Source organism: Methylosinus sp. sav-2 (assembly GCF_004366495.1).
Taxonomy (GTDB): domain Bacteria; phylum Pseudomonadota; class Alphaproteobacteria; order Rhizobiales; family Beijerinckiaceae; genus Methylosinus.
The window spans coordinates 53,269-78,662 of record NZ_SOEJ01000012.1 but is presented as its reverse complement, the minus strand read 5'-3'; the positions used below and the strand labels follow the sequence as shown (position 1 = coordinate 78,662).

At 64.3% G+C, this 25,394-nt stretch carries 29 protein-coding genes; 8 read left to right on the top strand and 21 right to left on the bottom strand.

Going from position 1 to position 25,394, the window contains the following annotated elements:
* Nucleotides 1-9: 9 nt before the first annotated feature.
* Both EDE12_RS17370 and EDE12_RS17365 read left to right on the top strand, forming a co-directional pair.
* Nucleotides 10-1,059: an NADP(H)-dependent aldo-keto reductase gene (locus EDE12_RS17370; RefSeq protein ID WP_026599256.1), complete on the top strand. Its 1,050-nt coding sequence runs from the start codon at nucleotides 10-12 to the stop codon at nucleotides 1,057-1,059.
* 21 nt (nucleotides 1,060-1,080) lie between these two features.
* Complete coding sequence (locus EDE12_RS17365) at nucleotides 1,081-1,548, top strand: GNAT family N-acetyltransferase (RefSeq protein ID WP_024880882.1); 468 nt, start codon at nucleotides 1,081-1,083, stop codon at nucleotides 1,546-1,548.
* Here the strand turns inward: EDE12_RS17365 and EDE12_RS17360 are convergent, their stop codons facing one another.
* Nucleotides 1,549-2,403 carry a GyrI-like domain-containing protein gene (locus tag EDE12_RS17360; protein ID WP_026599257.1) on the bottom strand — a complete coding sequence of 285 codons (855 nt, stop codon included), beginning with the start codon at nucleotides 2,401-2,403 and terminating at the stop codon, nucleotides 1,549-1,551. It lies immediately after the preceding gene.
* Between the two features lie 150 nt (nucleotides 2,404-2,553).
* On the opposite strand from EDE12_RS17360, the gene EDE12_RS17355 reads away from it, so the two are divergent.
* Nucleotides 2,554-3,168, top strand: coding sequence for a glutathione S-transferase (locus EDE12_RS17355; RefSeq protein ID WP_026599258.1), 615 nt, complete (start codon nucleotides 2,554-2,556; stop codon nucleotides 3,166-3,168).
* Nucleotides 3,169-3,232: 64 nt separating this feature from the next.
* Here the strand turns inward: EDE12_RS17355 and EDE12_RS17350 are convergent, their stop codons facing one another.
* Complete coding sequence (locus EDE12_RS17350) at nucleotides 3,233-4,327, bottom strand: histidine phosphatase family protein (RefSeq protein ID WP_026599259.1); 1,095 nt, start codon at nucleotides 4,325-4,327, stop codon at nucleotides 3,233-3,235.
* A gap of 497 nt (nucleotides 4,328-4,824) precedes the next feature.
* Here EDE12_RS17350 and EDE12_RS17345 point away from each other — a divergent pair, with 497 nt between their 5' ends.
* Nucleotides 4,825-5,259, top strand: coding sequence for an Rrf2 family transcriptional regulator (locus EDE12_RS17345; protein ID WP_024880886.1), 435 nt, complete (start codon nucleotides 4,825-4,827; stop codon nucleotides 5,257-5,259).
* Between the two features lie 98 nt (nucleotides 5,260-5,357).
* Here EDE12_RS17345 and thiD read toward each other — a convergent pair whose 3' ends face one another.
* Together thiD and EDE12_RS17335 are read right to left on the bottom strand one after the other, a co-directional pair.
* Nucleotides 5,358-6,167, bottom strand: a complete 810-nt coding sequence (thiD, locus tag EDE12_RS17340; RefSeq protein ID WP_026599260.1) for a bifunctional hydroxymethylpyrimidine kinase/phosphomethylpyrimidine kinase — start codon at nucleotides 6,165-6,167, stop codon at nucleotides 5,358-5,360.
* Between the two features lie 20 nt (nucleotides 6,168-6,187).
* Complete coding sequence (locus EDE12_RS17335; RefSeq protein ID WP_026599261.1) at nucleotides 6,188-7,201, bottom strand: WD40 repeat domain-containing protein; 1,014 nt, start codon at nucleotides 7,199-7,201, stop codon at nucleotides 6,188-6,190.
* Nucleotides 7,202-7,339: 138 nt separating this feature from the next.
* Here EDE12_RS17335 and EDE12_RS17330 point away from each other — a divergent pair, with 138 nt between their 5' ends.
* Nucleotides 7,340-7,666 carry a hypothetical protein gene (locus tag EDE12_RS17330; protein ID WP_026599262.1) on the top strand — a complete coding sequence of 109 codons (327 nt, stop codon included), beginning with the start codon at nucleotides 7,340-7,342 and terminating at the stop codon, nucleotides 7,664-7,666.
* A gap of 20 nt (nucleotides 7,667-7,686) precedes the next feature.
* Here EDE12_RS17330 and EDE12_RS17325 read toward each other — a convergent pair whose 3' ends face one another.
* Nucleotides 7,687-9,663 (bottom strand): EAL domain-containing protein, encoded by a 1,977-nt coding sequence (locus EDE12_RS17325; RefSeq protein ID WP_051592544.1) that lies wholly within the window; start codon nucleotides 9,661-9,663, stop codon nucleotides 7,687-7,689.
* A 235-nt stretch (nucleotides 9,664-9,898) separates the two neighbouring features.
* Here EDE12_RS17325 and EDE12_RS17320 point away from each other — a divergent pair, with 235 nt between their 5' ends.
* Complete coding sequence (locus tag EDE12_RS17320; RefSeq protein ID WP_024880891.1) at nucleotides 9,899-10,534, top strand: HdeD family acid-resistance protein; 636 nt, start codon at nucleotides 9,899-9,901, stop codon at nucleotides 10,532-10,534.
* Between the two features lie 85 nt (nucleotides 10,535-10,619).
* On the opposite strand, the gene EDE12_RS17315 is transcribed toward EDE12_RS17320, so the two are convergent.
* Nucleotides 10,620-10,865, bottom strand: coding sequence for a hypothetical protein (locus EDE12_RS17315; protein ID WP_018266465.1), 246 nt, complete (start codon nucleotides 10,863-10,865; stop codon nucleotides 10,620-10,622).
* A 129-nt stretch (nucleotides 10,866-10,994) separates the two neighbouring features.
* Between EDE12_RS17315 and dapE the strand changes: the two genes are divergently transcribed.
* Nucleotides 10,995-12,152, top strand: a complete 1,158-nt coding sequence (gene dapE, locus EDE12_RS17310) for a succinyl-diaminopimelate desuccinylase (RefSeq protein ID WP_024880892.1) — start codon at nucleotides 10,995-10,997, stop codon at nucleotides 12,150-12,152.
* Nucleotides 12,153-12,351: 199 nt separating this feature from the next.
* On the opposite strand, the gene EDE12_RS17305 is transcribed toward dapE, so the two are convergent.
* The 4 genes from EDE12_RS17305 to EDE12_RS17290 form a co-directional block, all read right to left on the bottom strand.
* Nucleotides 12,352-13,392 (bottom strand): sensor histidine kinase, encoded by a 1,041-nt coding sequence (locus tag EDE12_RS17305; protein WP_026599263.1) that lies wholly within the window; start codon nucleotides 13,390-13,392, stop codon nucleotides 12,352-12,354.
* A gap of 155 nt (nucleotides 13,393-13,547) precedes the next feature.
* Complete coding sequence (gene parE, locus EDE12_RS17300) at nucleotides 13,548-15,566, bottom strand: DNA topoisomerase IV subunit B (protein ID WP_026599264.1); 2,019 nt, start codon at nucleotides 15,564-15,566, stop codon at nucleotides 13,548-13,550.
* A 270-nt stretch (nucleotides 15,567-15,836) separates the two neighbouring features.
* Nucleotides 15,837-16,457, bottom strand: a complete 621-nt coding sequence (locus tag EDE12_RS17295; RefSeq protein ID WP_026599265.1) for a 2OG-Fe(II) oxygenase — start codon at nucleotides 16,455-16,457, stop codon at nucleotides 15,837-15,839.
* Nucleotides 16,458-16,530: 73 nt separating this feature from the next.
* The gene (locus EDE12_RS17290) at nucleotides 16,531-17,199 is read right to left on the bottom strand and encodes a DJ-1/PfpI family protein (RefSeq protein WP_026599266.1); all 669 of its coding nucleotides are present in this window, start codon (nucleotides 17,197-17,199) and stop codon (nucleotides 16,531-16,533) included.
* A gap of 99 nt (nucleotides 17,200-17,298) precedes the next feature.
* Here EDE12_RS17290 and EDE12_RS17285 point away from each other — a divergent pair, with 99 nt between their 5' ends.
* Nucleotides 17,299-18,234 carry a helix-turn-helix domain-containing protein gene (locus EDE12_RS17285; RefSeq protein ID WP_166671884.1) on the top strand — a complete coding sequence of 312 codons (936 nt, stop codon included), beginning with the start codon at nucleotides 17,299-17,301 and terminating at the stop codon, nucleotides 18,232-18,234.
* Between the two features lie 165 nt (nucleotides 18,235-18,399).
* Here EDE12_RS17285 and EDE12_RS17280 read toward each other — a convergent pair whose 3' ends face one another.
* From EDE12_RS17280 to EDE12_RS17240, 11 genes are all read right to left on the bottom strand, one after another.
* Entirely contained in the window at nucleotides 18,400-19,515 is a 1,116-nt protein-coding gene (locus EDE12_RS17280; protein WP_134188195.1) for a hypothetical protein, read from the bottom strand.
* A 305-nt stretch (nucleotides 19,516-19,820) separates the two neighbouring features.
* Nucleotides 19,821-20,873 carry a site-specific integrase gene (locus EDE12_RS17275; RefSeq protein WP_026599268.1) on the bottom strand — a complete coding sequence of 351 codons (1,053 nt, stop codon included), beginning with the start codon at nucleotides 20,871-20,873 and terminating at the stop codon, nucleotides 19,821-19,823.
* Between the two features lie 199 nt (nucleotides 20,874-21,072).
* Nucleotides 21,073-21,390, bottom strand: coding sequence for a hypothetical protein (locus tag EDE12_RS21940; RefSeq protein ID WP_026599269.1), 318 nt, complete (start codon nucleotides 21,388-21,390; stop codon nucleotides 21,073-21,075).
* Nucleotides 21,387-21,701, bottom strand: a complete 315-nt coding sequence (locus EDE12_RS17270; protein WP_026599270.1) for a hypothetical protein — start codon at nucleotides 21,699-21,701, stop codon at nucleotides 21,387-21,389. Before EDE12_RS17270 ends, EDE12_RS21940 begins: the two co-directional genes overlap by 4 nt.
* Nucleotides 21,698-22,366 (bottom strand): hypothetical protein, encoded by a 669-nt coding sequence (locus tag EDE12_RS17265; RefSeq protein WP_026599271.1) that lies wholly within the window; start codon nucleotides 22,364-22,366, stop codon nucleotides 21,698-21,700. Before EDE12_RS17265 ends, EDE12_RS17270 begins: the two co-directional genes overlap by 4 nt.
* Before the next feature lie 195 nt (nucleotides 22,367-22,561).
* Nucleotides 22,562-23,389, bottom strand: coding sequence for a hypothetical protein (locus EDE12_RS17260; protein ID WP_026599273.1), 828 nt, complete (start codon nucleotides 23,387-23,389; stop codon nucleotides 22,562-22,564).
* Nucleotides 23,386-23,961 (bottom strand): J domain-containing protein, encoded by a 576-nt coding sequence (locus EDE12_RS17255; RefSeq protein ID WP_026599274.1) that lies wholly within the window; start codon nucleotides 23,959-23,961, stop codon nucleotides 23,386-23,388. Before EDE12_RS17255 ends, EDE12_RS17260 begins: the two co-directional genes overlap by 4 nt.
* Nucleotides 23,958-24,773, bottom strand: coding sequence for a DUF5131 family protein (locus tag EDE12_RS17250; RefSeq protein ID WP_166671883.1), 816 nt, complete (start codon nucleotides 24,771-24,773; stop codon nucleotides 23,958-23,960). The genes EDE12_RS17255 and EDE12_RS17250 overlap by 4 nt, the downstream gene beginning before the upstream one ends.
* Nucleotides 24,766-24,987, bottom strand: coding sequence for a hypothetical protein (locus tag EDE12_RS21935; RefSeq protein WP_026599275.1), 222 nt, complete (start codon nucleotides 24,985-24,987; stop codon nucleotides 24,766-24,768). The genes EDE12_RS17250 and EDE12_RS21935 overlap by 8 nt, the downstream gene beginning before the upstream one ends.
* The gene (locus EDE12_RS17245; RefSeq protein ID WP_026599276.1) at nucleotides 24,984-25,214 is read right to left on the bottom strand and encodes a hypothetical protein; all 231 of its coding nucleotides are present in this window, start codon (nucleotides 25,212-25,214) and stop codon (nucleotides 24,984-24,986) included. The genes EDE12_RS21935 and EDE12_RS17245 overlap by 4 nt, the downstream gene beginning before the upstream one ends.
* Complete coding sequence (locus EDE12_RS17240; protein WP_026599277.1) at nucleotides 25,214-25,393, bottom strand: hypothetical protein; 180 nt, start codon at nucleotides 25,391-25,393, stop codon at nucleotides 25,214-25,216. The genes EDE12_RS17245 and EDE12_RS17240 overlap by 1 nt, the downstream gene beginning before the upstream one ends.
* Nucleotide 25,394: the final 1 nt, after the last annotated feature.

Genomic DNA, 25,394 nt, shown 5'->3' with positions numbered 1-25,394 from the left:
TCGAAGACAATGGACTATCGCAAATTGGGCCGCACTGATCTTCGCGTGTCGGCGATCATGCTCGGCACCATGACCTGGGGCCAGCAGAACACCGAAGCGGAGGGACATGCGCAGCTCGACTATGCGCTCGATCGCGGCGTCAATTTCATCGACACTGCGGAGATCTATTCCATCCCGCCGCGCGCCGAGACGCAGGGCTCGACCGAGCGCATCATCGGCTCCTGGCTCGCGGCGCGAAAGAACCGCGACAAAGTGATATTGGCGACGAAAGTCTCCGGCCGCAGCGACAGCGCCTATCTGCGTCCCGAGAGCAAGGGAACCAGGCTCGATCGCAAGAACATCGGATATGCGATCGACGGATCGCTGAAGCGCCTGCAGACGGATTATGTCGATCTCTATCAGCTGCATTGGCCGGATCGCCCGCTGCCGCTGTTCGGCGCCGGCGGGACCATCTATCGCGCGCCGCCGAAACTCGATGAAATTCCCGTCGAGGAGACGTTGGAAGCGCTCGCCGATCTGGTGAAGGCCGGCAAGATTCGCCATGTCGCTTTGTCGAACGAGACGAGCTGGGGCGTCGCGCGCTTTTTGAGCGCGGCGGAGAAAGGCCATGGGCCGCGCGTCGTCTCGATCCAGAACGCCTACAACCTCATCAATCGCACTTTCGAGATCGGCCTCGCCGAATTCGCGACGCGCGAGGACGTCGGCCTGCTCGCCTATTCGCCGCTGGCGCAGGGCTATCTCACAGGCAAATATCAGAATGGCGCGCGTCCCGTCGGCGCGCGCACCACGCTGTTCGAGCGCGGCCAGCGCTATGAGAAGCCCGGCGTCACGCAGGCGATCGACGCCTATCTCGCGCTGGCGAAAGAGATCGGCGTGTCGCCGGCGAAGCTCGCCCTCGCCTTCGTCACCTCGCGTCCCTTCGTGACGTCGAACATCATCGGCGCGACGACGATGGCGCAATTGCAGGAAGATTTGGATTCGCTCGAGGTGACGATCACGCAGGAGATCGAAGCGCGCATCGACGAGATTCATCAGCTGCACAGCAATCCCGCGCCGTGAGGCGCAAGAGGAAAGCGCATCATGGACGTGCGACTGCGGCTCGCGCCGCTCGAGGAAAAGCGAGAGATCGCCGCTCTGCTGCGGCGCTATCTCATCGAGCTCGGCCCTTGGGGCTATGACGAGCCCGACAATTATCCTTTTCTCGATTCCTATTGGCGCGAGCCGCGTCGCTCTCCTTACGTGATCGAAGCCGATGGCGTCGCCGCCGGCTTCACCCTCGTCAACGCCATCTCCATCTCCGGCTATCCGGTCGAAGCTTCCATAGCGGAATTCTACGTGCTGCCGCATCTGCGCCGCGGCGGCTGCGGCGGCGCGGCGGCGCGCCAAGCCTTTCGCACGCGCGCCGGCTGGTGGGAGCTCTCTTTCCATCGCGACAATGCGGCGGCGTGCGCCTTCTGGCCGACGACCGCCGAACGCGCCGGCGGCAAGCGCATTCAGTTTTTCGACGTCGGCGAGAGCCGCATATTGCGCTTTCGTATGGCGCGCTGATCACTTCACCGGAATGAGCAGATCGGTGATCAGCCCTTCGGGCGGCGCGTCATAGGGCGTGTTGCGATAGATCTCGAGCGCGGGGCGATCATCCGGCTCATGACCGCTCGTCGGCAGCCACTCGCCATAGAGCTTCTGAAAGGCCGCACCGATTTCCCCATAAGGGCCGACATGCCGATAGGAGGCGTAGCGCCCGCCGACGATATCGGCGATCGTCACCTCGCCCGAAGCGGCGACGCCCTCTGGAAAAACCAGGCCGGCGCAATAGCGAAAGCCGCAATCTTCTTCCGGGTCGTCATAGGAGACGCCTATGGGATAGAGCGCCCGCCCGGCGAGGCCCGCCTGCATATGCCAGCGCCACAGGCTCTCCCATGTCTCCGGTATCGACGCCACCGGCCCCTTGTGCTCGAGGAGATGCGCGCGGATCGGCGCCAGCTCGACGATCTCGACATTCATGGCTGCGTCCTTTCTCATGACGACGATGGGGGAAGGCAAAGTGAAATCGGCGGCGGCGCGATGCGTCGCGCGAAACTGCGTAGGGCTCATGGCGACGAAGCCGCGAAAGGCGCGCGCGAAGCTCTGCGCATTCTCATAGCCCGCTTCCAATGCGATATCGGTGACGCTGCGCGCGCTCATCGCCAGCGCCCGCGCGGCGAGGGTGAGGCGGGCGCGGCGAATCGTGTCGGCGATGCTTTCGCCCTGCATGGCGCGATAGATGCGATGAAAATGAAAGGGCGAGAAATTCGCGAGCGCCGCCCACTCCTCCAGCGAGCGCGCTCGCGCGGGATCGCGAAAAATCGCCTCGGTGACGCGCGCGATGCGCCGCGCATAATCATTGCGTGTCGTCTGCTTCATGGAATTCACGAATAAATCAGCGCCGCGCCGGGCGCGTTGCAAGGATTGCTGATTTTCGTCCAATGCGCAAAAATCGCAATGGTCGCGGAAATATCGCATTTGTCGCGATGATCGCATCTCGGGCCGGGGCGAGCGAGAAGGATTTTGAAAATGCGTCTCATCGGAATGCTGGATTCGCCCTATGTCAGACGCGTCGCGGTATCGCTGAACGCATTCGGCCTGCCCTTCGTGCACGAGCCATTGTCGGTGTTTCGCGATTTCGACGCCTTCGCCGGAATCAATCCGATTGTGAAGGCGCCGACGCTGGTCTCCAACGAAGGGGTGACGCTGCTCGATTCGACTCTGATCCTCGATTATCTGGAACGCCTCGTCCCCGCCGAGCGGAGGCTCACGCCGGAACGGCCGGAGCATTTCTTGCGCGCGCAACGAATCATCGGGCTGGCGCTGGCGGCGAATGAGAAAACCGTGCAGCTCGTCTATGAGTCGAAGCGGCCCGACGAGAGGCGGCATGCGCCCTGGGTCGAGCGCGTTGAAGGCCAGCTTTTGGCGGCCTATCGCCTGCTGGAAAAAGAGGTCGCGGAGGCCCAGGAGAGCTTTCTCTTCGGCGCGCGCCTGCTGCAGGCGGATATAACGACGGCCGTCGCCTGGCGCTTCTCGCGCTTCGTGCTCGCCGATCGCCTCGACCCTGCCGACTATCCGGCTCTCGCGAATTTTTCCCTACGCGCGGAGGCGCTGCCGGAATTCATTGCCGCGGATTTCGACTGAGGAATGCGAGCCTGAAGGCTCGCGGTCCGAAACGTCTCGGCCCCCGCGAGCCTTTCGGCGAAAATCAGCGCCGCAGCTTGCCCAGCAGCCAGTCGAGCGCCTCGGGGAACACCAGCTCTTGCGTCGAGGCGATCTCCTCCGCGCTCCACCAATTCCAGCCGAGCACGTCGCTGCGCTCTATCTCGGTGAAGCCGCGCGTGTCGGGCGTGAACTCGCCCGTGCGAATGGCGTAGAACCGCTCGTCCGCCTGGAACCAATCCTCGCCGAGCTGCATCGGAAACTCGCGCGAGAAGATGATATCGCCGATCTCGACGTCGGTGAGCCCGGTCTCCTCGGCGAGCTCGCGGCGGGCGGCGGCGTCGAAGGTCTCGCCGGGCTCCAAAGCGCCGCCGATCGAGCCCCAGAAATGTGAATGTCCCTGCGCCACGAACACCGGCGACAGGCGCGTCGAATAGCGGAACAGAAGAACGCGATTCTGCTCGTCCAAAGGCAGCAGCCGCGCGGCCGGACGGCGCTCCAGCTTGCGCCCGTCATAGGGCATGACGACGCGCTCGCGCGCGCCCTCCTCCGCCCAGCGCTCGAGCGTCCAGCGTCCGTCCTCATAGAGGAACCAATTGGGCGCGGCGTGGAGCACGGGCGGATCGCGCTTCTCGGAGAGGCCGAGACCAGTCGCGAGGCGATAGCCTATGTCCAGCACGCCCGCATGCGCGACGACGAGCACCGTCTCGCCCGGATGCCGCGCCGCTATTGCGGTCAGCTCATCGCCGACGCGCGCGGCGAAAGCGGAGAGCGTCTCGCCGCCGGGAATGAGAAAATCCGCCTGACGCTGGCGATGCTTGGCGTGCTCGCTCGGAAAGGCGCGGTCGACATCGTCGAAAGTCATGCCGTGCCAGTCGCCATCGTCCTTCTCGCGCAGCGCGACGCTCGTCTCAATGGGTAGGCCGAGCCGGCGCGCCAGCGGCGTGACGGTCTGCACGGCGCGCTTGAGATCGCTGCTGTAGATGCGGTCGAAACGGGTGGAGTCGAGCTCGCGCGCCAGCGCCTCGGCCTGCGCCAGTCCTCTCACATTCAGAGGGATGTTCAGCTGCCCCTGAACGCGCCTCTCGAGATTCCAATTGGTTTCGCCGTGCCGTGCGAGACAGATGCGCGTGCGCGCCATTGACATTCTCCGGGATAGCCGCACGTCCTAGCGATGAAACGCCGTTCCGTCCAGCGGGACTGTGCGCCGCACAATGGCGGGCGACAAATCCTATGGGCGTCGCCGATTTCCTCCGTCGGCGCGCCGCGAGCGAACGGCCGCGCCCAGGCCGGCGCGAGAGCGCAGCCGCGGCCGCCCGCATCACTATAGCATTCTAGTGAATTAGTGATCCGCTCGCAGCACAAAGCGCGCGCGCAGGCGACGGAGCCCTTTCAGCGGCGGAATTTTTCCGCCCGGCGGCGGATTCGATGCTGGCGTTTTCCTTCTTGCGTGATAGTCGATATATCTATTCTATCCGCTTCGCCGTCATGGGTTTCGGCGCGCTCCCCTCGCGTTTCGCCATCGCGAAATCGCCTCGGTCGAGGCGCAGATCGCGAGACAGCCCATGGGGTTTGCCGACTTGCCGGAGGCGAGGCTCGCGCTCACTGCGGCGCGCGGACGGGAGAGATTGCGAACCGATGCTGTCCAACAAAGCGAAATACGGGCTCAAGGCGCTGATCCATCTCGCCGGCGCCGAAGGCCAGTGCCTCGCCGGCGACATGGCGGCGCAGAACAACATCCCGCGCAAGTTCCTCGACGCGATTCTGCTGGAATTGCGCAACGCCGGCATTCTCAACAGCAAGAAGGGCAAGGGCGGCGGCTATAATCTCGCCCGTCCGGCCGACAAGATCACCGTCGGCCAGATCATCCGCATTCTCGACGGGCCGCTCGCGCCCATCGCCTGCGCCAGCCGCACCGCCTATCAGCGCTGCAACGACTGCCCGGACGAGGACGCCTGCGCGATTCGCGATCTGATGCTGGATGTGCGCGACGCCATGGCGCTGATCCTCGATCGCACCAGCATCGCCTCGCTGCGCGGTAGGGGACGGCGATCGGCGCAAATCCTGCGCTGAGTCAGAGTCGTTTCGGCTCGAACCGAAACGACTCTATATCTCTTTGTTTAATCGTGTTTTCTTCACGCGAACCGGTTCCCGCTTCGCTCGAAAACACTCTACCCTCTCCATAGAGACTGGAGAAGGTGCGGCGGCCCGCGCCCCGCGCCGAGCGCGAGCGTGTCGGCAGCGCCGAGCGCCTCTGTCAGAAAATCCTTGGCCGAGCGAATCGCCGGGACCAGCTCGGCGCCATGCGCCAGATGCGCCGCTATGGCGGAGGAGAGCGCGCAGCCCGTGCCGTGCAGATTCCGCGTCGCCACGCGCGCGCCGTGGAACTCGTGAACATCCTCGCCCTCGACGAGAATATCGAGCGGCTCGCCCTCGAGATGCCCGCCCTTCATCAGCACGGCGCGCGCGCCTCGCGCCGCCAGCGCCCTTCCCTGCTCCACCATCTCCCGCGGCGTGGCGGCCTCTGGCGCGCCGAGCAGGGCGGCGGCCTCCGGCAGATTGGGCGTGACCAGAGCCGCGAGCGGAAAGAGCCGCGCGATCACGGCCTCGACCAGCCCGGCGGAGGAGAGGGAATCCCCGCTCGTCGCGACCAGCACGGGATCGAGGACGATGCGCCGCGCGCCGGCGCGGGCGAGGGAGTCCGCCGCCGCTTGCGCGATCACAGGCTCGGCCAGCATGCCGATCTTGACAGCATCCACCTCTATATCAGCGAAGATCGCGTCGATCTGCGCGGCGACAACCGGAGCCGGAACCGCATGGACGAGGCTGACGCCGCGCGTGTTCTGCGCGGTCAGCGCCGTGATCGCCGCCATGCCATAGCAGCGCAGCGCCGAAAATGTCTTGAGATCGCCCTGCACGCCGGCGCCGCCGCTCGGATCGGAACCGGCGATCGACAGAACCTTAGGAATTTGGGCGGCCATCTCGCCTCCCGCTCTTTGTCTTATTTTTTCGGCAGCGTCAGCACGCCGGCGACGCCATTCTCGGCGCCGACGAGGAGCCGCGTTCCCTTGGCGTCCCAGCTCAGAGCCGAAATGCGCGCCGGCTCGCCTCGGTCCGGCGCGCGCACCAGCAGCTCGGAGGCGTCGGTGAGGCGGCAGAGCATTACCATTCCATCCTCATAGCCGATCGCCACGGCGAGCGCGCTCGGATGGAAGGCGACGCGCGTCACCTTCACCTCCGGCCGCACGCCACATTCGCGCGGCGGCTCGCCCATCGGCCCGTCCTTGGTTTGGAAGGGCCAGACGACGCAGGCGTCGGCGCCGGAAGTGGCGAGCCATTTGCCGTCATGCGACCAGGAGAGCGAGCGCGTCTTCGCCGGATAGCCGGCCATGCGCATATTCTTGCCGTCGGAAACGCGCCAACCGTGCAGCATGTTCTCCTGCATGGTGGTGAGCACGAATTTGCCGTCCGGCGAGACCGTCGCGTCGATATGCGAGCCCTTCCACTCCAGAAACTCCGGCGCGCCCGCATTGGGGAACCACAGCGAGACGCCGTTGTAATGAGCGATGGCGAGCCGATAGCCCTTGGGAAAAAAGGCGATTCCGCGCGAGCTCGACGGCAGCGGCAGCGTCTTGACCTCGCCCTTTGGCGTGCGCGCGCGCAGCTCGCGGCCGACGGACCAGGCGAGCGTCCCCTCGAAGCGGGCGGCGACGGCGTCGATCCATTTGCCCTTCTCATCGGCGATGATCTCGCGGCCGCCGGCGCTGTCGGACGCGACGACGAGGCCGTCGTCGCCGCCGGTGATCAGCCGCCGCCCGTCGATGGCCGCCGCCAATATGGCGCCGTCCGCATGGGCGACGACATGGCGAATCTCGTCCCCATTCGGAAAGGCGAGCCGTCCATCGGCCAGCGCCAGCACGGGCGTCTCCCCGAGAAAGGCGGCGGCGACGACCTCCGCGCCGGCGTCGAAGGGCGTGAAAGCGGAAGTGAGGGAGGGAGCAGCGCCAAAGGTCACGATCAGGAACGCCTCGGGAAAAGCCGCGGCGGCGCGGCCCCTTCTCTATAACGGATTTGCGGGGCCGGGCTCAAATGGCGCGGCGGTGGCGCCGTTCTTTCATGCAAGCTGGGTTTCGAGCCGGCAGGGAGGAGCCCAATGCAGCAAAAGCCCGACAGCGACGATTATCTCGCTCTTTTCGGCCGCTACAAGGAGGATTTCGGGGACGTCTACATGGACCCGGAGGACGAGCGCTTTCGGCTGCTCTTCGACCAGATCTGCCGCATGCTCACGCAGCCTTCCTCTTTCAACCTCAGCCTGCCCGAGCAATTTCGAACGACCGCCTCCCGCTACCTCGCCGGCGACCCTCACACGGTCGCCCATATGAAGACGATCGAGAACCGCCATTTCATGCTCAGCGACCTTTTCGACTACATCCATCTCGTGAAGACGATGGGCGGCTCCTGGGATCAGCGCGGCCGGTGACTCTATGTCACTTTGTTCGGTCACGCGGCGGAGGCCGCCGTCGCCGCCGACGCGTCGGCGGCCATTGCGAGAAAAGCGCCGAGCGGCATCGGCCGGCCGAACAGAAAGCCCTGCAGGCGCTGGCAACCGGCCAGGCCGAGCACGTAAGCCTGCTCCTCTGTCTCCACGCCCTCGGCGGTCACGGCCATGTCGAGCGCATTGGCCATGTGAATGGCGCCGGCGACGAGCACGCCGGTCGATTTCTCGATCGTCACCCGATCGACGAGCGATTTGTCCAGCTTGATACGGTCGAAGCCATATTTCCGCAGATAGGCGATGCTGGTGTAGCCGGCGCCGAAATCATCCAGCGCCACGGCGACGCCCAGCGTCTTCAAAAAGGCGATCACCGCCGCCGCCCGCTGCGGATGGTCGATCAGATAGCCCTCCGTGACCTCGAGCTCGAGACGCGCGGAGGAAAAGCCGGTCTCCAGCAAGGTCCGCATCACCGCGCGCTCGAAATCAGGATCGCGGAACTGAGCGGGCGAGACATTGACGGCGACCTTGATCGCCTCGACATCGAGAAAATCCTCGCAGGCCCGGCGCAGCACGAAGAGGCCGAGCTGATTGATGAGCCCGCTGCGTTCGGCGACCGGCACGAATTGATCGGGCGTGAGCTCGCCCTCCGGCCGCCGCGGCCAGCGCACCAGCGCCTCGACGGCGACGACGCGATTTTCCGCCGCGCCGACGATGGGCTGATAGACCACATCGAGCTCGTCGGCGCGGAGGGCGCGGCGCAGCTGATCCTCTATGTCCTGCTGGCGCTGGCGCTCGAGATCGAGATCGGGCGTGTAGATCCTCATGCCCGATTTGCCATTGGCCTTGACGTGATACATAGCGATATCAGCGCGGCGGAACAGCTCCTGCGCGTCGCAGCCGTCCGCCTCCGTGCAGCAGACGCCGACGCTCGCGCCGATCTGCACCGCGCGATCGCCGATACGGATCGGACGCGCGAGAACCGTGAGCGCGCCGCTGGCGAAGGCGCGCGCCGCGCGCTCGGCGTCCGCGGCCGAGACCACCGCCGCGAACTCGTCGCCGCCGACGCGCGCCAGCATCGCGCCCTCGGGCAGAACGCGGAGGAACTCTTTGGCCACTATGTCGATCAGCCGATCGCCGGTCGAATGTCCGTAAGTGTCGTTGACGTCCTTGAAGCCATCGAGATCGATATAGACGACGGCGGTCGGCGGCGCGCCGGCGCCGCGGCTGCACTGGTCGAGCCTGGTCATCAGCGCGCGGCGATTGGGCAGGCCGCTCAGAGCGTCCATATTGGCGAGACGCGAATTCTCGTCGCTGAGCCGCTGCGTCTCCGCCTGCTTCTCGAGCAGCGAGCGGCGCGAGGCCACGAGATGCGCGAAATCGCGATAATAGATCATCAATATCGCGATCATGCCGACGGCGGCGAGCGCCAGATTGACCGCCGCCGCGCGAAAATGCCCATCATCGGCGAAGAAGAAGAACAGGCTGAAAGGCGCGACGCCGACCAAGGTCACGTTGAGCGCCGCCGACCGAAGATGCATCAGGCAGAAGTTGCAGCTGATCATCGTCAAGGCCAGGAAGAAGACGATCTGCGCCTTCGCATAGGCGTCGCCCTCGCCATAGGTGTAGAGCGACAGGCCCCAGGCGGTGAAGGCCACGGCGATGAAGAAAGCCAGTCTATTGGTGCGCTGCATGTGGCGGATGGCGATGTCGTCCGGCACTTGCGAGCGCCCGATCCGCCACCAGGCGACGCCACGCAGAAGGCAAAGGGCGCAGAGCGCGCTCGGCGCATAGACGGATAGCCAAGGATGACCGAATTTCGCGAAGGTGAACATCACAGCGAGCGCATTGGTCGCCAGGATGAAATAGAGAAGCGGGATCTGCCGCGCGAATGCGCGAAACTGCGCGCGAATCAGCTCCACGTCGTCGGTCGGAACGCTGAACAAATAATGTAGTTTTCTGATGAGATTATTCTTCAAGATCAACGACCTTTCAGGCGCTCGTCACCCGTAAATCGAAAAATGGCCGCACCGGAAGCTTAGACAGGAACGGTGGCGAACTGGTTAAGATCGAGAAAACAATTCCACTGCGACGATGCAACGCGACGTCGCCCGGCGGAGGCCTGGACGAAACGCGAAACGGACCAATGTCATGCGGGGGCCGGCTCCCCCGTCGGAGAGCCGTCGCCTCGCGGCATTCGAAAATTCCGAGGAGCCAAGCATGAGCACGAGCAGCGTATCCGGCGATCCGTTTCGCGGCAGCCCGTTCGATCTGAACAAGCTCGAGGCGAAGAACGCTATTCTCGCCCATAATTGGTGGGCTATCGGCCTGCGCGGCCTCGCGGCGATCATCTTCGGGCTCATCGCCGTGTTCCAGCCCGGCGTGACCATATTGTCGCTGGTGCTGGTCTTCGCGATCTTCGCGGCCGTGGACGGCATAGCGACGATCGTCGCCGCCGTGCGCGCCGCGCGGCAGGGCGAGGCTTGGCTGTTTCTCTTCCTCGCCGGATTGGTGAAGATCGCCGCCGGCGCCTTCGCGGCCTTCTGGCCGGGCATCACCGCTCTCATCTTCGTGGCCGTTTTCGGCGCGGGCGAGGTCGTCGGCGGCGCGCTGACCTTCGGCTCCGCGCTGGATCTGAAGGAGGATCACGGCCGCTGGTGGCTGGCGCTGGGAGGCCTGCTGGCCGTGGTGTTCGGCCTGTTCCTGCTGCTGACGCCGGTCATCGGCGCGGTGGTGCTCACCTGGTGGGTCGGCATCTACGCCATAGCGCTCGGCATTGTGGAGCTGATCCTGGCCTTCCGGCTGCACGCCCGCCATGTCGAGCATCCGCCGCTGGCGCATCCGCAGGGCGCGTGATCGCCGGATCGGACAAAAAAATCGGGGCGCCCGCAGCCACAGGCGCCCCGTGCCCCCTTCCCGCCCCCGCGGAAAGCTCGAAAAATCAGTCGATCGAGGAAATCTTGATCGGCGAATCGAGATCGGCGTGCACGACCTTGAGGCCCGCCTTGGCGACGGCGGCCTCATCGGCGTACCAGGTCGACTCATGGTCGAGTCCGCCGTATTTGTTGAAGACCATCACATATTTGGCCTTCAGATCCACCTCGCAGCGCAGCCCTTTGCCGGGCTGGCCGATGGGCCGCATCTTGCCGTCCCAATCGATGAAATAGCCCCCGGTCTCTTCGGACATTTCCTGTTCCCTTTCGGACATTTGTCTCCGTGTCCGCGAGGAAGCACGTTTCAGGCCAGAGAGGTCGGGAGCGATTATTCGCTGCTCGCTCATATTGCAGAGCCCCTCGCATTTCCCTAACTTCCGCTCATGACTCTCTCCCCCGCCCTTTCCATCACCCGCGATCTCCTTCGCTGCCCCTCCGTCACCCCGGCCGACGCCGGCGCGCTCGGCGTGCTCGAGCAGCGCTTGAAAGAGGCGGGCTTCACGACGCATCGGCTCGTCTTCAAAGAGGAAGGCACGCCGGATATCGACAATCTCTTCGCCAAGATCGGCGAGGGCCGGCCGCATCTCGTCTTCGCCGGCCATACGGATGTGGTGCCGAGCGGCAATCCCGAGCGCTGGCGCTTCGATCCCTTTTCCGGCGAGATCGCCGACGGCAAGATTTTCGGCCGCGGCGCCTCCGATATGAAGGGCGGCATCGCCGCCTTCGCCGCCGCCGCAATCGATTATGTGAAGGAGCATGGCGCTCCCAAGGGCGCCATCTCCTTCCTCATCACCGGCGACGAGGAAGGCCCCGCCGTCAATGGCACGGTGAAGATGCTCGATTGGGCGAAAGCGCATGGCGAGGTCTTCGACCATTGCATCGTGGGCGAGCCGACCAATGTCAAAGAGCTCGGCGACACGATCAAGATCGGCCGGCGCGGCTCGCTCAACGGACGCCTCACCGTGCGCGGCAAGCAGGGCCATTCCGCCCATCCGCATCGCGCCGACAATCCCACGCCCGCCGTGGCGCGCATCGTCACCGCTCTTTCGACTCATGTCTTCGACGAAGGAACGGAGCATTTCGACCGCTCCAATCTCGAGGTGACGTCGATCGACATCGGCAATCAGGCGGCCAATGTCATCCCCGGCGAAGCGCGCGCGCGCTTCAACATTCGCTTCAACAATGTGTGGACGCTGGAAACGCTGCAGGCGGAAATCCGCCGCGTGATCGAGACGGCCGCGGGGGGCGCGAAAGTGGAGGTGGAGTTCCTGCCCTGCAATTCTCTGCCCTTCCTCACAGCGCCGGGCGATTTCAGCACGCTGGTCGCCGGCGCGATCGAGGAGATGACGGGCCGCCGTCCGGGCCTTTCGACCAGCGGCGGAACCTCGGATGCGCGCTTCATCACGCGCGATTGCCCGGTGCTGGAGTTCGGCCTCCTCAACGAGTCGATCCATGCGGTGGACGAGCATGCGTGCGTCGCGGATGTCGATGGGCTGACGGCGATCTACAAGCGCATCATCGAGACTTATTTCACGCGCTGAGGCCCCGAAACAACAAAGGTTCGCGCTCCCTTCTCCCGCGCAGGGGGAGAAGGTGGCCCGACGAAGTCGGGTCGGATGAGGGCTCGCGCCGCCACAGCATTATCTACAATTCAGAGCGCAGCAAACCCGCAGCGGCCCTCATCCGACCTCGCTTCGCGAGGCCACCTTCTCCCACAAGTGGGAGAAGGGGAGCACGCCCTCACTGCGCCAGCGCCTGCGCCGCCGGCACGGCGAGCGTCCATTCGAAGCCGTCGGGCGGAAAGCCGATCGTCGCCTCGCCGCCCAGCGCCTGCGCGACGAGGCGCTTGATGACCTTGTGGCCGAAGCCTTCGGACGGCGCCTCGGAAACAACCGGACCGCCGAACTCGCGCCACTCCACCACAAAGCGCCCGTCCTCGAGGCGCCAATGCAGCTCGATGCGCCCGTCCGGCTGCGCCAGCGAGCCATGCGTCAGCGCATTCACCGAAAGCTCGTGCAATGCGAGGCCGATGTTCTGCGCGGCCTCCGGCTTCAGCATCAGATCGGGACCGCCGGCGCGCGTCTGCTCCTCGACGCAGCCGACGTCGAGACAATAGGACAATTGCGCGCGCGCCAGCTCGACCATGGATGCGCCGCGCCAGTCCTGCGACACGAGCAGATCATGCGCCATGGAGAGCGCCTGCAGACGCGCGGCGAATTTGCGTTGGAAATCGGCGAGCGAAGGCGCGCCCGCCGCCGTCTGCCGCGCCATGGCCTGCACCACGGCGAGAAGATTTTTGGAGCGATGCACCAGCTCGCGCAGCAGCACATGGACATGATCCTCGCGCCGCTTGCGATCGGTGATGTCGCGCGCCGTGCCGATGATGCGCGCGGCGCGTCCGCCTTCGAAGAAAGTGCGGCCGCGCACCGCGATCCAGCGCTCGACGCCGTCGGTCTGGCCGATGACGCGATATTCCGCCTCATAATCGCCGAGCTCGCCTGGATCGAGCGCGGCCTGAACGGCCTCGCGCGTCTGCGCCTTATCGTCCTTATGCAGGGCGTTGCGGAAAATCTCGAAGCTGCCCGGCGCATCGTCCGGCAGCGCCCAGAGCGCGCGCACACGCGCATCGAGATGCACCTCGCCGGTGACGAGATCCCAATCCCAAATTCCGGTGAGGCTCGCGTCGAGCGCCATGCGCATGCGCTCGAGCGCCAGAGCTTCGTCGCGATCGTCCCGCCGCTGCGGCGCGGACGCCTCGCTTCTTCCGTCGATCTCTGTCAAGCTCGACCTCTCGACGCCCGTCGCCCGCTTCGAGTGGCGCGGACCATAGCCCAATGGCCTCCGGCGGGCGAGAAAATCATTTCCAAATCACTCGTCGCCAATGCGCTCCATTTCACGAAACGGTAAACGTCGCCGCCCGGCCCGCGGTTCCCGCGTCACACATCCAATTCCGTGGCGAAAGCGGCGCGCTCCTGAATGAAGGCGAAACGCGCCTCTGGCTTGGCGCCCATCAGCCGCTCGACGCAATCGGCGGTCTCCTCGCGCTCGTCGCCGGCGATCACGACCTTGAGCAATGTGCGCTTCTTGGCGTCCATCGTCGTTTCCTTGAGCTGCGCCGGCATCATCTCGCCGAGGCCTTTGAAGCGGCTCGTCTCGATCTTGCCCTTGCCGGTCAGCACTTTCTTCACCAGCTCGTCGCGATGCGCGTCGTCGCGCGCATAGACGGTCTTGGCGCCTTGCGTCAGCTTGTAGAGCGGCGGCACGGCGAGATAGAGATGGCCGCCGTCGATGAGCTTGGGCATTTGCCGAAAGAAAAAGGTGATGAGCAACGACGCGATATGCGCGCCGTCGACATCGGCGTCGGTCATCACGATGATCTTGTCGTAGCGCAAATCCTCGTCGCGATAATGCGAGCCGATTCCGCAGCCGAGCGCCTGCACCAGATCGGCGAGCTGCTGATTGGCGGCGAGCTTCTCGCGCCCCGCCGAGGCGACATTGAGAATCTTGCCGCGCAAAGGCAGCACGGCCTGGCTGGCGCGGTCGCGCGCGGCCTTGGCGGAGCCGCCAGCGGAATCGCCCTCGACGATGAAAATCTCCGAGCCTTGCGATGACGTATTGGTGCAATCGGCGAGCTTGCCCGGCAGGCGCAATTTGCGCGTCGGGGATTTCCTGGCCTGCTCCTTCTCGGCGCGTCGGCGAAGCCGCTCCTCGGAGCGCTCCACCGCGAAATCGAGGAGCTTGGTCGCCTGCGACGGCGCGCCGGCGAGCCAATGGTCGAAAGCGTCGCGCACCGTCCCTTCGACGAGGCGCGAAGCCTCGACATTCATCAGCCGCGTCTTGTTCTGGCCCTGGAATTCCGGCTCGCGAATAAAGACGGAGATCATCGCCGCCGACTGGCCCATGAGGTCCTCGGCCGTCACATTGGCGGCGCGCTTGGCCTGGCCGATGCGCTCGGCGTGATCCTTCAAGCCGCGCAGCAGAGCGAGGCGAAAGCCCGCCTCATGCGTGCCGCCGTCCGGCGTCGGAATCGTGTTGCAATAGGAGTGGGAAAAACCGTCCTCATTGGAGAACCAGGCGATGGCCCATTCGAGCGAGCCATGGCCGCCCTCGCGCTGCACCTTGCCGACGAAGGGCTGATCGGCGACCAGCTCCTTGCCCTCGGTCTCGCGCGTGAGATAATCGCGCAACCCGCCGGGGAAACGCAGCACGGCCTCGGCCGGCACATCCGAGCCCGGCTCGATCAGCGCCGGAGCGCAATGCCAGCGAATCTCGACGCCGCCGAAGAGATAGGCCTTGGAGCGCGCCATGCGGAACAGCCGCGCCGGCCGCCAATGCGTCGCCGGGCCGAAGATTTCCGCGTCCGGCTTGAAGCGCACCTTAGTGCCGCGGCGATTGGCGATGCGGCCGAGCTTTTCAAACTTGCTGGCGACGAGGCCGCGCGAGAAGACCTGACGATAGAGCTGCTGCTCTCTGGCCACCTCGACCTCAACCCTCTCCGACAGGGCGTTGACTACGGACACGCCGACACCATGCAGGCCGCCGGAGGTTTGATAGGCCCCCGAATCGAATTTGCCGCCGGCGTGCAGCATGGTCATCGCGACTTCGAGCCCGGTCTTGTCCGGAAACCGCGGGTGTCGATCGATCGGAAAACCGCGGCCATTATCCACGACGGTGAGCCAGCCCTCCGGCTCGAGCGTGACCTCTATGAAGCTGGCGTGGCCGGCGACGGCCTCGTCCATCGCATTGTCCAGCACCTCGGCGAAGAGGTGATGCATGGCGGCCTCGTCCTTGCCGCCGATATACATGCCCGGCCGCCGCCGCACCGGCTCCAGCCCCTCGAGCACCTCGATAGAGGCGGCGTCATATTCCGCCGGCGCCTTGGGCGCTTTCGCGGCGGGAGCGGCGGCGGCGGGCTTGCGCGGAGCGCCGCCGAAGAGATCATCGGATTTGGCCATGGAGGGGATTTTAGCGATTCGCGAGGGGGAGCGCGAGGGGGTACGAGAACATACAATGAACTTCTTTGAATAGGGACGTCCGCCTATCTCGCGCTCTGCCTGTTCCAAGCCGACCAAAACGAAAGCTGCGCCGGACCTGGAGAAGAATCGGGTTGAGGTTTCCTCATCCTGAGGAGGCGGCGCAGCCGCCGTCTCGAAGGACGAGAAAACCGTCAGCGCCGCCTTCTGGAGATCGCCCTCGTGCTTCGAGACGGTCGCTTCGCGACCTCCTCAGCATGATGGCGAGGGGGATTGCCCTTCGCGCGCCCGCCTCACCCAGCAATTGATCGAAAATCTCCCATCGGCAAAGGCGCTCGCGCAGCGCGTCGTCCGCACCTCATGCAATGCGGCGGACGGAAAAGCGACGAGACGATCATAGACCGGCGCTATGTCCGCAAAGCCGTCCGGCGAAAAGAGCCGCAGCGCGCCGCCCTCGAAACGCTTGGGCAGCGCGTGAAAATAATAGACGAGCGTGAGCGCCCGCACGCTGTCGTGTCCGTCTGGCCGCGGCGGCGCATCGGCGTGGCGCTTGAAGAAGCCGCCGTCGCCGTAGCGCACCATCTCGATCTCTTTTTTCGTTTCGGTCGGCAGGCCGACATGAAGCTCATGCGTCAGTTGCGCGAGGATGGCGTCGACAGATGCGGAGAAAGCCGCGCGCAGCGGGCCGAGCTCGAGAAGATGCGAAGAATCGCGCACCGACGTATCGACGCGCGCCTCGCGCTCGGCTGTATAGAAACGCGATTGGTGAAATTCGCTCTCATGCGCCAGCGCGAATTGCATCAGCTCGCCGGCGCGCGCCGCGCCGAGAAAGCCGTCGATGACGACATGCGCAGGCGTGGCGGCGGCGGTCATAGGCGCATCCATTGCGGCGACAGAAGCGCTCGATAGAGCACAGAAAGCCGCACCTTAAAAAGCCGCGCATCGCTCAGCCATGCAAAGCCGCGAAACGCGCCTTTCGCTCGGCGAAACGCGGCGACACCCATTCGACCAGCGCCGCGCCCGCCGTCTCCGGCCGCCCGCTGTCGAAAGGCGGCGCCGGCGCATATTCGATCGACAATTGGATCGCGCGCGCGACCTGCTCGCCAGCGATATCGGACGCGAGCGTCAAAGCGAAATCAATGCCCGCCGTCACGCCGCCGCCGGTGACGACGCGGCCGTCGCGCACGACGCGCGCGGCGTCCGGCTCGGCGCCGAACAAGGGCAGCAGCTCGCGCCAGGCCCAATGGCAGGCGGCGCGCTTGCCGCGCAAAAGCCCCGCGGCGCCGAGCAGCAGCGAGCCGTTGCAGACCGAGGTCACATAGCGTGCGCCTTCCGCGAGCCGCGCGATCTGCTCCAGAAATTCGCGATCGACCGACGCCGCCTCGACGCCGGGCCCGCCGGGAACGCAGAGGAGATCGCAGCGCTCCACGCTGGCGAGCGCGCGCGTCGAGCCGAATTCGAGCCCCGTGTCGGAAGCGACGGCGCCGCCCTCGCGCGAGGCGACGACGACCTCCGCGCCGGGCAGCCGCGACAGCACCTCGAAAGGTCCGGTGAAATCGAGCTGAGTGAGACGCGGAAAAATCGCGAAGACGATGCGAAAGCTTTGGTCGGACATTGCGAGCCTCCCCTTGTTGACGAAGGCAGAGTAGCGCCGCTAGGCTCTGTCTCAAATGACGGTTTTCCCACTTTTTCAGACAAAGCCATGAGCGCGCGGATCATCGCTCTGCTGATCTTCGAGGATTTTCAGATTCTCGACGCCGCGGGTCCGATCGCCGCATTCGAGATCGCCGCGCGCATCGTCCCCGGCGCCTATGCGATACGGACGATCGCCGTCGCGCCGGGCGTCGTGCGCTCCTCTTCCGGCGTCGCCATAGCGGCCGGGGGCTTCGCCGCGGCGCGACGTTGCGACACGCTGCTGATCGCCGGAGGCCTCGGCACGCGCGCCGCCGCCACGGACAGAGCGACTCTCGCTTTCGTCGCCCGCGCAGCGACGCGCGCGCGACGTGTGGCGAGCGTATGCTCGGGCGCCTATGTGCTGGCGGCGGCCGGGCTGCTCGACGGCCGCAGAGCGACGACGCATTGGAGCCGCAGCGGCGATTTTCAGCGACGCTTTCCAAAGGTTCGGCTGGAGCCGGATTTGATCTTCGTGCGCGATGGGCCGATCTGGAGCTCCGCCGGAATCACCGCGGGGATCGATCTCGCGCTGGCGATGATCGACGACGATCTCGGCGAGGATGTCGCGCGCGCAGTGGCGCGGCAGCTCGTCGTCTATCATCGGCGCCCGGGCGGGCAATCGCAATTTTCCGCGCTGCTGGAATTGGAGAGCCGGCAAGACAAATTCGCGACGCTGCTGCGCTGGGCGAGCGAGCGTCTGCAACATCGCCTCACCGTGGAGGAGCTTGCCGAGCAGGCCGCGATGAGCCCACGCAATTTCGCGCGCGCCTTCTCCCGCGGCACCGGCGCGACGCCGGCCAAGGCGATCGAGCGCCTGCGTCTCGACAGAGCCAAGAGCGCGCTGGAGAGCGGCGCCGACGCGATCGAGCGAATCGCGCGCGACAGCGGCTTTCGCGATCCAGAACGAATGCGACGGGCGTTTCTGCGCGTTTATGGGCAGCCGCCGCAGGCGTTTCGGCGTGGGGGGCGGCTATAGCCGCCCGCGCTCCTCCCCTGTGGTCGCGAATAAGGAGCAATGTATCAGCTGGATTGCGGCCATGGAGGCTCTCCGAGCCCGCGGTCCCTGGCGTAGAGCAATTGTGATCGGAGTCACGCTGGCTGCATCGCCACAATCATCGAGGGGGTTGCGCCGATTGGCCGACTACTCCTCGCCATCATCCTTTTTCTTTTTTACCGCCTCCTGCTTTTCTCCCTTCGATCGATCGAGCAAGGTCCTAATTCTCTCGATCATGCGATCTTCGTTTTCGTTATTCGCCATTTCGAGTGTACGCTGATGCTTATCGATCAAGAAATTACGCTCGGTCGCATCGAGCCTCTCGATCAATTTCGAGAGCTTTTGTTTGTCCATGAATTGCAGGGCTGAAAGGAAGGCGGTATGCCTCGCATCGATGTTCGTAGCTTCATTTGAAAAATAACGCATCAGTTCTAATGCTTTAGACTGATAACGGAACATTATGAGCGCGAGAACCTCGCACAGAATGACGAACGCATAGGTCGGCCCATGTCTCAGCAACACCACCTCCCACTCGACGTGCTGCTGTAGCAATTCTGGACTTTTCCAGTATTGATAGTACGTGCCGGCCAATACAAATCCGAGCACGAGAAGACCAATAATTGCGAGATTCATTCCAGAACCGCGAAACACTCTTGCCTGCCGCTCTGCTAAACTGGCATATTCGAGAGACCTATTACGCATCTGCAAGAATCTGTCACCACTATCGCGACGAATTTGATTTATTTTTGTTATATCATCTGATTGCTCTGCCAATATTTTACCAATAGACTCTACTATGTTATTTCCAAAAAGCTCGTCAATTTTCGAAGACAGCTCATACTTTATTAAATTGTCTGCCTTGTCAGCCCAGCTCGACACCGCGGAATCGACAGCAATCCGCGCACGTTGTTCAAAATCTCTCGCCAAGGTATCGGCAGTCGACGCAACGTTTCGCTCTGCCGACGACAACGCTTCAGCATCCGCCAGGCTGACCGATTGTTTAATTTTGTCGCCATCAAATGATAGCCACACCGCAAGAAATGAAGAAACAACTGCAATCAAACAAGCAGCTATAAATGGCGCATTATCAGCTGCATTAATAATATTAAATACAATTTTTTTAAAAGTATCATCAATGTAATACATTGCATATAACGAACTAGCAGTAAATATAGCTAGAGAGACACGCGTAGCAATTGCCCTATTGCGGAGCAGTGAGTTCAATAATTTCTTAACTTGAGAGTCATGTTCGCGGTCAACCATCACGCAATACCTTTACCAAACGTGGCTGTCGTTGCTTTATCCATATTTGGAGAATCAGTGGGCGTTATCACCAAGATTGTGCAGCTTATGGCGATGTGCTTTCGATCACCGACTTTGGACCCAGGGCTGGAACAGCGGCGTCAAATGCACACACGGAAATACGAGTTGAACTGTCGAACTGGCGGAAGGGGTGGGATTCGAACCCACGGTGAAGTTTCCCCCACGGCGGTTTTCAAGACCGACAAGCAATTTTCTGCGCTATTCGAGCACCGCATTGAAATAGCTTGAGAAACTGCGGTCATTCGTCATGCAGACCGCCGTGGTTGTGCCGGCATTTGTGCCGACCCCTCTTTGGCTCGGGCCACCTCCTCTGGCGTCAGAAATTCCAGATAGATCTCCGTCGTCTTGACGCTCGTATGGCCCAGGTGCTTCGAAAGCGAATAGATGCTCATGCCGCCGCGCAGCGCTTCGACCGCGAACAAATGGCGGAGGTCGTGGAAGCGAAATCGTTGAAATTCCCGCTTTTCCTTCTTCGCCTTGGCAATGACGGCCCGCCGCACATGGGTGAAATCCGAGGCCGCTTGTGAGAAGGCCTCGCCGCCCTCCCGGCAGAAAATCAGGTCACAGCCGAGTGTGACCGGCTGTGCCGACACATGTGCCGCCGCCGTCTCGGACAGAGAAATCGTCCGGCGCTTGTTCCCCTTCCCGATCACCTCGAGGGTTTTGCCCCGCGCGTTGAAGCCCCGCCAAGTCGCCTGGACCAGCTCGTCCTGTCGGCAGCCGGTGAGCCGCGCGGCGCGGATCAGCGCGCCGAAGCGCGTCGAGGCGGCGGCGATAATGACCTCAATGTCGCGCGCTATCGGCAGGACGATGGGATTGCGCCTCTCTTTGAGCAGACGCCGCTTGGAGAGCGTCGGATTGCCTTCCCGCCAGCCCATCGCCTCGGCGAAGTCCAGCACCCGCGATACGGCCGTCAGATCACGCCGCACGGTCGCCGGGGTCGCCCCTTCCCGCCGGCGCGCTGAAATCATGGTCGCTATCGCCTGCCCGTCCACTTTCTCGATCGCATAGGCGGCGAGGTGCGGCTTCACCATCGAGAGCGAGACGGCGTAGCGCTTTGCCGTCGAAGGGGCGATTTGTCCAGACTCGTGCTCGGCCCACTCGGTCACGGCCTCGAGCCACGTCCGGCGCCTTTCGCCGCGCCAGCGCGCCGCCGCGATCTCTTCGATCCGCTTGTCCCGGAGCCGCCGCGCAGTCGCGAGATCGCGCGTGCGTAGGCTTTCTCTATGCTCGACTCCCCGGACGGTGGCTCGCAGCCAGAAGACTCCGCCTCGGGTATAGAGATTCGGCTCGCGCATTCGGCCTCCTTCGCCGCGATATGCCGGCGGAGCTTCTCCGGATCGAAGGTCCATAGGCTGCCGATTTTTGCGGCCCCGGGCAACTCCCCTCGCGCGGCAAGCGCCTGGACCCCGCGCACGGTCACACCGAGGATGGCGGCCGCGGCAGTCGCGCGGACGCGTTCCACCTCCACGTGCGTCGAGTGAGAGGCGCGGCGGCTCACGGCTCCTCCCCTCCCCCGAGCGCCCGCTCGATCGCCTGGCGCTTGCAGCGCTCCCAAGCGGAGTCGACCCGCCGCCACATCGCGACCGCGGAAAGCCGCGCCGGCGAGCCGGGAAGCAGCCTCCAATATTCTCGGTAGATCGGCTTGCGCGCGATGATCCGCCGCGCCCGGCGCCGCGCGAGCGCATAAGCGGCGCGCGCCTCTGGCGGAGCCAGCCGCCAGTGCTTCGGACAAATCCATTCCGAATAGCCCCTGTCGGCGCCGATCGTCCGCCGGCAGAACGGGACGCAGCACGGGAGGCGAGCGGCGGTCATGGACGGTTCTGCTTCAGATAGAGCGCGACCGCGCTACGAAGGTCGCTCTCCGGGACGCCGAGCAGATCGGCCAGGGCCTTTTGCGCAATCGAGGCGCGGTCACGCATACCGCCCCTTGGAAACGCTCGCTGGCCCTGCGTCACGATCGTTTCGGAGAATTCGAATAGCGTCGCAACGTGGCGCATCTCCTGCGGCCCGAGAAAGACGCCGCCGACTCGGGACGGACTCTTGATCCGCGCGCTCGGCTCCGGCGCGCCACCCGCGCGCCCGATGTATTTGTCAGCGAGCGCCTGCGTCCGAGGATCTGTCACCGCGCCACCTCCTCTCCGGTAAGCGGGCAATCGGCGCCGCCAAACGCATCGATATTCGAGTGGATCGTTCGGAATGTGATGGCGGCGACCCATGGATTTGCGGTCCATGCGTCTGCGCCGTGGAGGCTTTCCCAAAGGCTGCGATAAGCGCGAGATGCGCTGTGCCAGCCGCATTCGGTATCCGCCCAAAAATAGGAGCCATCGGGATCGTCTATCGCGATCAATGCGGGGCGGTTATCTTTGCCCACGAGGGTTCCTTCGGCGGCAAGCTCGGCGTCGGCTCGAAAATAGACGCCCTCGGCGAGCGCGTCGGCTTCGCTGATTTCCTGCAGCCGCTCGATCTTGACGCTCTCGACAGTCAGCATGAGGCGCGACGCCCAGCGCGGCATATGGATCGAAGGGCGCGCACGATAGTGCGGGCACGGCGGATGTTCGGGCCAGTCGGCTCTATAGAACGCGCCTTCACGACCCGCGTTCTCGCCTGGCGCGATGGCCTGCGGCCCGTCGCTAGCGACGACTTGCCACCAGTTCTCGCGGACCCAGACTCGCGTTCCCGCCGATCGCGAACGCCAGCGCTCGACGTCGAGACGACGCGTCATAGTCTTGCGGCCATCGAGCAGCGCGCGGATCATCGACCCAGAGAAAATGATCGGCAGATCAGCCATTGTGCCGCTTTCCTTTCTTCGTCCGCCCCGCCTCGACCCTCGTCACCACCTGCCGCGCGCGCGGCATCCGCCACTTAAGCAGGGCTCGACGCCACAGGCACGACTCCGCCCTCGGCCTGTCGAAGCATTTTCCGGCGCCGAGGTCGATTGCGCTGAGGAACGCGCCGCAGCGAGCGCAGCGCGGCAGGGCCGCTTTCATCGACGCTTCCCCTTCGGCGGAAGTCGGCGCCAGTGCGTCGCCGGGCGCGGATTGCGCGGGTTTCCGAAGGGGCAGAATTCGCCGGGCCGGCGGAGTTCTATGATCGCGGCATCGCCGGTTCCCTCGTCGAAGACGAGCACAGGCTCGTTCAACGGGATGGTCGCAATCGGGTGATCGACAAGGCCGAACAAATCAAGGATTCCGCTCAGCACCCCCGGCAGACTGTCGTGCTCATAGACGATATAGCCGGCCTGACTGCCGTTGCGGGCGTGGAAGCCATCGCGTTCAACGGTCGGCGACGAGTTCGAACGGATAATGTTCGCGATAGCGTCGCGAAGCTCGCCCGTCTCGGCGCCGAAATACGAGTTCGGCCGCCGCCTGTCTTCGAGCTCGGGGAGGTCGCGCTCGTGTCTCAGGCGCTCGACCTCGGCTTGCAGTCGCGCGCGCTCGCCGCCTTCGATAACGAACACTTTTGGCGCGCGACGAGCGCCGTTGCGGATCGATTCGCGGACGTCGTTGAAATCGACCAGCGCACGGCCTTGATCTCGCCACCGCTGTTTCTCCGGCCCCTCGGGCATTTCGGCCCAGAGCGGCCGGATGAGGCCGTGCCGGTGACGGCGCAGGGCTTCTCCGAGGAGATCGTCAATCGAGCGGTCAGCGCTTTCTCTTCCGTTTTCCCGTCTTCCAGAAGGCGGAGAATCGGAAGCCGACCCAGCCAGCGACGCCTCGAGCCACTGGAAATCGTCCGGGATCATCGCCTCGGTCAGGCGGCCGCTCGCGATCATTTCGCGCAGGCCCGCGGTCAGGGAAACGGTCGTTGTCATGATCGATCCTTCAGCGCCTGCGCGCGTGCAGCGTTCAATTCAGCCATCATCTGATCGGAGCCTCCTGCATCAGGATGAGCAGTCTTCGCTTCGTGTCGGAACGCGCGCTCGATCTGCTCCGGCGTCGCGTTCGCCGGCACATGCAGGATTTCGGTCCAGTGAATGCCCCTGGGAGCCGGAAGCGCGATGAACGAGCGGAAGGTCTGCCGCACGATCGAAAGGCCGCCATAGCGCAGCTCTACGCGGCGAGCTTCGATGATGTGATGAATCGCCTGAATATTCGCCTCGACCATGAGGAAGCGATCCACGCCAAACGCCACCCATTGGCCGTCCATTTGAAACCACGCCACAGCGCCCGGATCGGCAGGACTCTTGTTCAGCAGATCGACATTGGTCGAAAGAATGACGTGCTCGATTTTGACCCCGGCTTCTTTCTGGAAGAGGCGAAGACTGTCGGCGACATTCTTTACGGCCTGTTCGAAGCCCGTCCGGAACGGCGATTTGATGCGCCGCGCCGGCGGTGTTCGCGCGACGGCATGAGGCCATTGGAGCGGGTAAGGAGCGATCGTCATGCAGCCGCTCCGATGGTTGTCGGCACGCCGCGCGGCATTTGCCGCACGCGGAGCGCCAGCGGCCACCACTCGGCCGGATCGGCCCCCGCGCGATCCTTGAAATCGTTGCGCCGCGCGAAATAGGAGCCAAGCTGCTTGACGTAGATCGCGGCACCATGCGTCTCACCCCAGGCGATCAGGTCATAAGCCCAGCTCACACGGTATTCGCGGCCCAGCGCACCGCCTTGATCGCTCTCCCCGCCGGAAATGACCCAATCGAGCCCGTGGGCGTCTTTCGGGATGACACGCTCCAACTGCGGCTCGACCGAGAGCCCGATCCAGGCAACGCCGTGGCGCTTCTTCAGATCGAGCAGTTTCGGCAGATCGCGATCGCATTCGGGCTGGGTGACGACGGTCGCAACGATCCCGCAGTGGAGAAAGTTCTCAGCCCAGTCCTCTGGCAGCATGTCCGCCGCATTGCCGATGCGCTTGGTCACGAAAATGAAGTTCAGGTTCCTGCACTCGCGCACAAGCGCCCACAGATCATCGCGCCAGCTCTTGTCCGCTTTGCTGTCGAAAATATCGGCGAGCGACGCAACGAACACCCATAGCCGCCGACCCGACGCCGCCGCGTCTCGATTCCATTTGCGCACCTTGGCCCAGGTCGAGTCCGCCGTGCGCCGGCGCGCCGCGTGCGGACCCCAGTTGACGCCAAGTCGGCGCGTAGCCAACGCCTCGGCGTAGCAATGATCGCAGCCGGGGCCGACTTTGGCACAACCAATCCACGGATTAAAAGTGTGATCGGTCCAGGCGATTCCGCTGTTCTCAGCCATGAGCCCCGATCCTTTCTCCAGCCGGGCCGCTTCGCGCGTCCGCCTCCCCGCCGATCTCCCGCAAAAGCTCTTCCGCCAGCACCCGCAGCGCGTGGGCTGCGCCATCGGCGCGTTTGGTCGTCGTCCGCGCCTCGACGCCGTCGGCGACCCGCAGCGCTTGATCGATCGCGAACAGCAAGCCGGCGCGATAGCCGGCGGCGAATTCGGCCCTCATGCCGCCTGCCCTCGCCATAGCGCGATCGCCTCGCGCCAGTTCGCGGCGCCGAGCTTTTGGCAGATCACGCCCGAGCGCCGCTGCGCCGACTTCAGACTGATCCCAAGGCGCGCCGCTGCCTCTCGGAGATCGCGAGCTTCGCTCTGAAGCGTCCGCACAAATTCGGCCTCCGCTGGCGTCAACGCGCCCGGATCAACCACATGCCGGGGAGGAATCGAGAGCGCCATCAAATCCTCGTTCTCTCAGTCGTCAGAAAGATGCTCGTGCGCAACTGGCAGAAATTGTGGGTATCGACGTCGACGAGCTCGACGCTGACGCCGACCTCCTCCTCGAGATCGAGCAGTATTTTCTGGATGGCCTCTTCGGCCGCCGCGACGCGCGGGTCATTGTCGAGATCGCTGGCCATT

Excerpts from the sequence above, each read along its gene's own strand:
- EDE12_RS17370 (WP_026599256.1), top strand. The coding sequence starts at position 10 with ATGGACTATCGCAAATTGGGCCGCACTGATCTTCGCGTGTCGGCGATC.
- EDE12_RS17365 (WP_024880882.1), top strand. The coding sequence starts at position 1,081 with ATGGACGTGCGACTGCGGCTCGCGCCGCTCGAGGAAAAGCGAGAGATC.
- EDE12_RS17360 (WP_026599257.1), bottom strand. The coding sequence starts at position 2,403 with ATGAAGCAGACGACACGCAATGATTATGCGCGGCGCATCGCGCGCGTC.
- EDE12_RS17355 (WP_026599258.1), top strand. The coding sequence starts at position 2,554 with ATGCGTCTCATCGGAATGCTGGATTCGCCCTATGTCAGACGCGTCGCG.
- EDE12_RS17350 (WP_026599259.1), bottom strand. The coding sequence starts at position 4,327 with ATGGCGCGCACGCGCATCTGTCTCGCACGGCACGGCGAAACCAATTGG.
- EDE12_RS17345 (WP_024880886.1), top strand. The coding sequence starts at position 4,825 with ATGCTGTCCAACAAAGCGAAATACGGGCTCAAGGCGCTGATCCATCTC.
- thiD (WP_026599260.1), bottom strand. The coding sequence starts at position 6,167 with ATGGCCGCCCAAATTCCTAAGGTTCTGTCGATCGCCGGTTCCGATCCG.
- EDE12_RS17330 (WP_026599262.1), top strand. The coding sequence starts at position 7,340 with ATGCAGCAAAAGCCCGACAGCGACGATTATCTCGCTCTTTTCGGCCGC.
- EDE12_RS17320 (WP_024880891.1), top strand. The coding sequence starts at position 9,899 with ATGAGCACGAGCAGCGTATCCGGCGATCCGTTTCGCGGCAGCCCGTTC.
- EDE12_RS17315 (WP_018266465.1), bottom strand. The coding sequence starts at position 10,865 with ATGTCCGAAGAGACCGGGGGCTATTTCATCGATTGGGACGGCAAGATG.
- dapE (WP_024880892.1), top strand. The coding sequence starts at position 10,995 with ATGACTCTCTCCCCCGCCCTTTCCATCACCCGCGATCTCCTTCGCTGC.
- parE (WP_026599264.1), bottom strand. The coding sequence starts at position 15,566 with ATGGCCAAATCCGATGATCTCTTCGGCGGCGCTCCGCGCAAGCCCGCC.
- EDE12_RS17295 (WP_026599265.1), bottom strand. The coding sequence starts at position 16,457 with ATGACCGCCGCCGCCACGCCTGCGCATGTCGTCATCGACGGCTTTCTC.
- EDE12_RS17290 (WP_026599266.1), bottom strand. The coding sequence starts at position 17,199 with ATGTCCGACCAAAGCTTTCGCATCGTCTTCGCGATTTTTCCGCGTCTC.
- EDE12_RS17280 (WP_134188195.1), bottom strand. The coding sequence starts at position 19,515 with ATGGTTGACCGCGAACATGACTCTCAAGTTAAGAAATTATTGAACTCA.
- EDE12_RS17275 (WP_026599268.1), bottom strand. The coding sequence starts at position 20,873 with ATGCGCGAGCCGAATCTCTATACCCGAGGCGGAGTCTTCTGGCTGCGA.
- EDE12_RS21940 (WP_026599269.1), bottom strand. The coding sequence starts at position 21,390 with ATGACCGCCGCTCGCCTCCCGTGCTGCGTCCCGTTCTGCCGGCGGACG.
- EDE12_RS17265 (WP_026599271.1), bottom strand. The coding sequence starts at position 22,366 with ATGGCTGATCTGCCGATCATTTTCTCTGGGTCGATGATCCGCGCGCTG.
- EDE12_RS17260 (WP_026599273.1), bottom strand. The coding sequence starts at position 23,389 with ATGACAACGACCGTTTCCCTGACCGCGGGCCTGCGCGAAATGATCGCG.
- EDE12_RS17255 (WP_026599274.1), bottom strand. The coding sequence starts at position 23,961 with ATGACGATCGCTCCTTACCCGCTCCAATGGCCTCATGCCGTCGCGCGA.
- EDE12_RS17250 (WP_166671883.1), bottom strand. The coding sequence starts at position 24,773 with ATGGCTGAGAACAGCGGAATCGCCTGGACCGATCACACTTTTAATCCG.
- EDE12_RS21935 (WP_026599275.1), bottom strand. The coding sequence starts at position 24,987 with ATGAGGGCCGAATTCGCCGCCGGCTATCGCGCCGGCTTGCTGTTCGCG.
- EDE12_RS17245 (WP_026599276.1), bottom strand. The coding sequence starts at position 25,214 with ATGGCGCTCTCGATTCCTCCCCGGCATGTGGTTGATCCGGGCGCGTTG.
- EDE12_RS17240 (WP_026599277.1), bottom strand. The coding sequence starts at position 25,393 with ATGGCCAGCGATCTCGACAATGACCCGCGCGTCGCGGCGGCCGAAGAG.